The 6,757-nt window shown below is 36.6% G+C and carries 6 protein-coding genes and 1 pseudogene; 1 reads left to right on the top strand and 6 read right to left on the bottom strand.

Going from position 1 to position 6,757, the window contains the following annotated elements:
- A pseudogene (locus VNJ50_RS04935) lies at positions 1-1,200 on the top strand (TonB-dependent receptor); the annotation flags it as partial.
- 940 nt (positions 1,201-2,140) lie between these two features.
- Here VNJ50_RS04935 and tsf read toward each other — a convergent pair.
- From tsf to VNJ50_RS04905, 6 genes are all read right to left on the bottom strand, one after another.
- On the bottom strand, positions 2,141-3,106 hold the full coding sequence (tsf, locus tag VNJ50_RS04930; protein ID WP_325579618.1) for a translation elongation factor Ts: 966 nt from the start codon (positions 3,104-3,106) through the stop codon (positions 2,141-2,143).
- A gap of 93 nt (positions 3,107-3,199) precedes the next feature.
- Positions 3,200-3,973: a 30S ribosomal protein S2 gene (rpsB, locus tag VNJ50_RS04925; protein ID WP_325579616.1), complete on the bottom strand. Its 774-nt coding sequence runs from the start codon at positions 3,971-3,973 to the stop codon at positions 3,200-3,202.
- Between the two features lie 233 nt (positions 3,974-4,206).
- Positions 4,207-4,593, bottom strand: coding sequence for a 30S ribosomal protein S9 (gene rpsI, locus VNJ50_RS04920; RefSeq protein WP_325579614.1), 387 nt, complete (start codon positions 4,591-4,593; stop codon positions 4,207-4,209).
- A complete protein-coding gene (gene rplM / locus VNJ50_RS04915; RefSeq protein WP_325579612.1) occupies positions 4,593-5,048 on the bottom strand; it encodes a 50S ribosomal protein L13 in 456 nt (151 codons plus the stop codon). The genes rpsI and rplM overlap by 1 nt, the downstream gene beginning before the upstream one ends.
- Positions 5,049-5,186: 138 nt before the next feature.
- Positions 5,187-5,342, bottom strand: a complete 156-nt coding sequence (locus VNJ50_RS04910; protein ID WP_325579610.1) for a hypothetical protein — start codon at positions 5,340-5,342, stop codon at positions 5,187-5,189.
- A gap of 587 nt (positions 5,343-5,929) precedes the next feature.
- Positions 5,930-6,757 (bottom strand): DNA polymerase (locus tag VNJ50_RS04905; protein ID WP_325579608.1); only part of this gene is annotated, 828 nt, incomplete at its 5' end.

Here is a 6,757-nt window from a genome sequence, read left to right as displayed (position 1 = left end):
CCTGCATTAGAAGGTTTAGCCGGACCAATGATGACGGATGTACAGGAAATGATTTCAAGGTTGAACCTGCAGAATACCATAACTCCAGCAGATGGTGCATTGCCTTCTGAGATTAGTGGTGTAGCTCCTAACTTCAAAATGCCACAAGTATGGAAATCATCTTTGGCTTTTGATTATGATGTGCCAGTTTCATTCCCATTATCGGTTACTGTAGAAGGTATATACACAAAAAACATTAATGGGGTTATGCTTAAGAATTATAATATAAAAGATCCAGATGCTTCATGGGAGCGTTTTTCTGGACCTGACAATAGATATATTTACCCTTCAACTGCCGATCGTACGTATACTAATAGAAATGCTTATGTGTTGTCAAATACGAGCAAGGGCTGGGGTGCTATCGGTAATATTACTGTGAATTCAGAGCCAGTCGAAGATTTAAGATTAATGTTGGCCTATACGTACACCGAATCAAAAGAAGTTACAGGTATGCCAGGTAGTAATGCTGGCTCAGCATACGGTGGAGTTATTGGTGTTAACGGGCCGCACATTCCAGAGCTTCAACGTTCACAATATGTGGTGCCAAGTAGAGTGATTGGGTCTGCAGGTTATAAATTACCTTGGTCTACTGACTTCTTAAAATCTGCTACGTTAATCAATGTATTCTATTCAGGATATTCTCCTAATGGATATAGCTATACCTATGCAAATGACATGAATGGTGATGGCTGGTCAACAGATTTAATTTACATCCCAAAAGACAGAGGAGATATCCAATTTATCAGTCAAGCTGATGAAGATGCCTTCTTTAACTTTATGGAACAAGATAAATACTTGAAAAAGAATAAAGGTAAATATGCGGAGGCTAATGGTGCGCGTAGCCCATGGGTTCATACGTTCGACTTGAGATTAGTGCGTGAGTATTATATCAATATTGGAGAAAATAAAAACACTTTACAGTTGAGTTTAGATTTCTTAAACGTAGGTAATATGTTGAATTCAAAATGGGGTGTTGCTAAAAATGCAAACACTACAAACAGTGGGAGAATTTTGAGATATGAAAAAGATGCAAGCATAAACAATGTGCCGTCTTACTCTTTTGCTAAAGTTAGTGGTGATTATCCTATGGATTCATTCGATTATAACTACAACTATAACCAAACTTGGAAACTTCAAATAGGCGCTAAGTATTCGTTCTAAACACCTAAGAACACTAAAAAACTGTTAGTTTTTCATAAAACGCCTGTCATTACGATGGGCGTTTTTTTGTACTTATTAATAAGGTGGCGTTGTGCGATTATTCAAGTTTTTAACAGCAATAATTTAAGTTTAAGCAAAATTTGACGAAATGATTGAAGATGTCTGTGTTAATCAGTTCAAGCAGTGTCATCGGTGTTCTGTATTCAAAAAATGGAACGCAGATAACGCTGATTTTTATGATTTTACGCTGATAGTGGAATAAGCATAATGAACTTTAAATTCTTAATTATATCAGTGAAAATCTGCCCGATCTGTATGTTCTGTGTTCAAACAATGGAACGCCGATAACGCTGATTTTTATGATTTTACGCTGATAGTGGAATAAGCATAATGAACTTTAAATTCTTAATTATATCAGTGAAAATCTGCCCGATCTGTGTGTTCTGTGTTCAAACAATGGAACGCCGATAACGCTGATTTTTATGATTTTACGCTGATAGTGGAATAAGCATAAAGAACTTTAAATTCTTAAAAACATCAGTGAAAATCTGCTCGATCTGTGTGTTCTGTGTTCAAAAATGGAACGCTGACAACACTGATTTTTATGATTTTACGCGGATAGTGGAGTAAGCATAAAGAACTTTAAATTCTCAAAAACATCAGTGAAAATCTGCTCGATCTGAGTGTTCTGTGTTCAAAAAATGGAACGCCGATAACGCTGATTTTTATGATTTAATGCAGATAGTGGAGCATTCATAAAGAATTTATAATTCTTAAAAAGATCAGTAGAAATCTGCTGAATCTGTGTAGTCAGTGTTCCTCCAGTAGATTAGCCTGCATTTCGACAAGTACAATGTGAAATTAAAAAAGCCACAACATCTTTCTAAAAGATGTTGTGGCCTTTATTTATATAGATTCCTGCTTTCGCAGGAACTATTTGTTATCCTAAAGATACACGTTTAAAGTCGGTTACTTTAACATCGCCATAAGAAGCTACGTATTTAGCAACATTGATTTTTTCGTCTTTGATGAACGTTTGGTCCAACAAACATTTTTCTTGGTCTAATGTTGTGTTATCAGAAATGAAACGCTCCATTTTACCAGGAAGGATTCTGTCCCAAATTTGCTCAGGTTTACCTTCAGCTTTTAATTCAGCTTTAGCATCTTCTTCTGCTTTAGCCAATACTTCTGGTGTTAATTGTGCCATAGAAATGTATTGCGGTACGTTTTTAGGAGCTTTGTCCATACGGGCACGTTCTTCGTTGTCTTTTTCAATAACTGCAATTCTAGCTTCTGTTTCTGAGGCAATGAAAGCAGGGTCAAAATCTTTGTAAGACAATGTCGTTGCACCCATTGAAGCGACTTGCATAGCCACATCTTTTGCCAATTCTTCGACGTTATCAACTTTTGCAGAAAAACCAACAATAGCAGCAATTTTATTGATATGAACGTAAGCACCAACGTAAGGCGCTTCCAATCTTTCAAAAGCATTCAAGTCGATTTTCTCGCCAATAACACCTGTTTGCTCAATCAGTTTGTCAGCAACGGTTACACCGCCAAAATCCGAAGCAAGGACTTCTTCTTTTGTAGTACAGTTTAGAGCGATATCAGCAATATCATTGGCCAATGCAATGAACGATTCGTTTTTACCAACAAAGTCAGTTTCACATCCTATAACAATGGCGATACCCACAGTTTGGTCAGCATTTAGTTTAGCAACAGCAGCACCTTCAGAGGATTCTCTGTCAGCTCTTTTTTCTGCAACTTTCTGACCTTGCTTACGCAATACGTCAATGGCTTTGTCAAAATCTCCTTCAGCTTCAACCAAAGCTTTTTTGCAGTCCATCATTCCTGCACCTGTAGCTTGTCTTAATTTGTTAACTTCTGCGGCGGTTATTTTTATCATAATTTCTAAGTATAATTTATTAAAAAAAGTCGTTCAATTAATTTTCAGCAAAGAAAAGAACCAAACGACTTTAAAATATGTGATAATGTTATTTTATTCTTCTTCGTCAGCAACTACTTTCTTTGTAACTGCTTTCTTTTCTTTTTTCTCTACTTTCTCTTCTTTTTCAGTTTTATCTGATTTACGTTCAGATAATCCATCGGCAATTGCAGAAGTTACGATAGATAATACTTTGTCAATAGATTTTGAAGCATCATCGTTGGCAGGAATTACGTATTGTACTTCACGTGGATCAGAATTCGTGTCCACCATTGCAAAGATTGGAATGTTTAATTTCTGGGCTTCTCTAATAGCAATGCTTTCACGTTTAATGTCCACTACAAACAAAGCACCTGGCAAACGGGTCATGTCAGAAATTGAGCCAAGGTTTTTCTCCAATTTAGCTCTCAAACGGTCCACTTGTAAACGTTCTTTTTTAGACAATGTCAAGAATGTGCCATCTTTTTTCATTCTATCGATAGCGGTCATTTTCTTAACTGCTTTTCTGATGGTTACAAAGTTGGTCAACATTCCACCTGGCCATCTTTCGGTGATGTAAGGCATGGTTACAGCACCTGCTTTTTCAGCAACGATGTCTTTGGCTTGTTTTTTTGTAGCAACAAATAAAATTTTCTTTCCTGATGCTGCAATTTTGCGAAGTGCTTCTGAAGACTCCTCAAGTTTGGCAGCTGTTTTGTAAAGGTTGATGATGTGGATGCCGTTACGCTCCATATAAATGTAAGGAGCCATGTTTGGATCCCATTTTCTTGTCAAGTGACCAAAGTGTACACCTGCTTCAAGTAATTCTTTAACTTCTATTTTTTCCATTTTGTAATAGTTTACGTTCTGTTAAATTAGCAATGATAAAGTGGTTGCTTTTGCTCGCCTTTACCATTTAGATGCTAAACTATCCTTACACATTTGTGTTTTGGACAACATTAACTGGTTTAATTTTGATGTTGGAATGAACCAACGGGTTTTTAAAGGTTTCAAAAAACGATTTAATTGGGTTGCTCTTCAAGAGATTCCCAATCAATCCCGATAGCAATCGGGAGAGAATCTTAACGTTTAGAGAACTGGAATTTCTTACGAGCTTTCTTCTGACCAAATTTCTTACGTTCAACCATTCTTTGGTCTCTTGTCAATAATCCTTCTGGTTTTAAGATGCCTCTGTTTTCAGCATCAACATCGCACATAGCACGAGATAATGCCATACGGATAGCTTCTGCTTGTCCGGTTATACCACCTCCATATACATTGATTGTAATATCAAAGTTGCCTTCATTGTTAGTCATGACCAAAGGTTGGTTTACTTTGTACTGCAATGAAGCCGTAGGGAAATAGACCGCCATGTCTTTTTTATTAATTGTGATGTTCCCTGTACCAGAGGCAACATAAGCGCGAGCAACAGCCGTTTTTCTACGGCCAATTTTGTGAATTACTTCCATTAATTGAATTCGTTTAAGTTAATTGTTTTAGGTTTTTGAGCTGCATGTGAGTGCTCAGAACCTACAACAGCATTTAGGTTGCGGAATAAATCGGCACCTAATTTGTTTTTAGGCAGCATTCCTTTTACTGCTTTTTCCACTACTCTAGCCGGATCTTTTCCGAATAGTTCGTTAGCGGTTAGACTTCTTTGACCACCTGGATACCCTGTGTGACGAATGTAAGTTTTATCGTTCCACTTGTTTCCTGTTAAGTTGATTTTTTCAGAGTTGATAACAATAACGTTATCTCCGCAATCAACGTGTGGTGTGAAGTTAGGCTTATGTTTGCCTCTTAAAAGTTTCGCAACTTTTGAAGCTAAACGACCTAGTGTTTGCCCTTCAGCATCAACCAAAACCCACTGCTTGTCTGCAGTCGCTTTGTTGGCCGAAATCGTTTTGTAGCTTAATGTATCCACACTAATTAATTTTTATAAGTTATGCCGTTGGCATAACGAGTTAAACATTCCTCTCTCAAAAAGAGTTTGCAAATTTACGATATTCTATGTGATTACCAAATAGTACGCTACGAATTTTGTTGATAAAATTATTGAGTTTCAGATTCTTTTGATTTTTGAATGGATTGAACGCTTTTTTTGCGCTCTATTGTTGAGTAAGTACTCACAATCATAAGGTTGGGAAGTTGGCATGTTTTGATTATTTTCCGGATTGGCAAGACTGGATTGATGGGCAATAGTTGAGGTTATTAACATTTTTTAGATGGGTTTAAGGATTTTAAAATCGTGCAGGAATTGAGTGATGATACGCACTACATGACAAAATATTAAACCGCATAGAAAACTATATCACTATATGGTTAAAAAGATAAGTGGTTAAACTGACTAAAGACATAAAATAATTATATTCAAGACTTTAACGACATAGGCACATAGAAAAAACTATGGATCTATTTGATTGAGAAAATAAGAGGTTAAACCGAATAAAGGTATAAAATACTTATGTCCAGATGTTTATCTTTATTTGTTCATAGAGAAAAACTTTGTCATGTACTTAGGTGATGCTGCTATTTTAAACAAATGCTTAGTGACTAAATTATTCAAAATATTGATCACTACAATTTAAATTTTCGGTCGCATTGAGATTTCCAAAAGAAAACAAGAATGTTGAAGCGGTAAAATCAATAAGAATTCATACATTCTAGATAATCTTATGAGTATTGCTTTAAAGTTTGAAATTTAAAATCTCAGATGGTCTTAATAAGATTATCCATGCGATTAACTTTGACTTCTTCCAACAGGAATCGGGATTCGACTTCAATTTCAACTTTAATTTCATCCCGTCAATGCGCTTCCAGCCAATCTTCACCAACACCTAAATCGACATTTAAAGGCACTGATAATGCATATGCATTTTCCATTTCAGATTTAACCATGGTTTTGATGGTTTCCAATTCTGGTTTGTACACATCAAAAACCAATTCGTCATGGACTTGCAAGAGCATTTTGGTTTTAAAATTTCCGTCTTGCAATTTTTTATGAATGTTGATCATCGCTATTTTGATAATATCGGCAGCACTTCCTTGTATCGGTGCATTCACGGCATTGCGTTCTGCAGCGCCTCTGACTACCGCATTTCTAGAATTGATATCTTTTAAATAGCGACGCCGTCCCAAAACGGTTTGTACATAACCATTTTCTCGGGCAAAATCAATTTGATCACTAATATAGTTGCGTAATTTTGGATAGGTAGCGTAATAGGTGTCAATCAAATCTTTGGCTTCACTTCGTGATAAATCGGTTTGGTTGCTCAATCCGAAAGCAGAAACTCCATAAATAATTCCAAAATTAACAGTTTTGGCGTTGCTACGCTGTTCGCGCGTTACTTTTGAAATCGGTACTCCAAAAACTTTTGAGGCGGTCGAAGCGTGAATATCCTCCCCATTTTTAAAAGCGTTGATCATGTTCTCTTCTTGGCTCAATGCTGCAATAATCCGTAATTCAATTTGAGAATAATCCGCCGCCAATAAGATGTAATCCGTATTTCTTGGCACAAAAGCTTTCCGCACTTGACGCCCGCGTTCGGTACGGATAGGAATGTTTTGAAGGTTGGGATTATTACTGCTCAAACGACCAGTAGCAGCAACGGTTTGCATATAATCGGTATGGAC

The organism is Gelidibacter sp., assembly GCF_035577925.1.
In the GTDB taxonomy this organism is placed as follows: Bacteria; Bacteroidota; Bacteroidia; order Flavobacteriales; family Flavobacteriaceae; genus Gelidibacter.
Note: the sequence above shows the minus strand (reverse complement) of the source record. Positions and strands in the feature narration are given on the sequence as shown.

Coding starts and splice junctions, on each gene's coding strand:
- tsf (WP_325579618.1), bottom strand. CDS start 3,106: ATGATAAAAATAACCGCCGCAGAAGTTAACAAATTAAGACAAGCTACA.
- rpsB (WP_325579616.1), bottom strand. CDS start 3,973: ATGGAAAAAATAGAAGTTAAAGAATTACTTGAAGCAGGTGTACACTTT.
- rpsI (WP_325579614.1), bottom strand. CDS start 4,593: ATGGAAGTAATTCACAAAATTGGCCGTAGAAAAACGGCTGTTGCTCGC.
- VNJ50_RS04910 (WP_325579610.1), bottom strand. CDS start 5,342: ATGTTAATAACCTCAACTATTGCCCATCAATCCAGTCTTGCCAATCCG.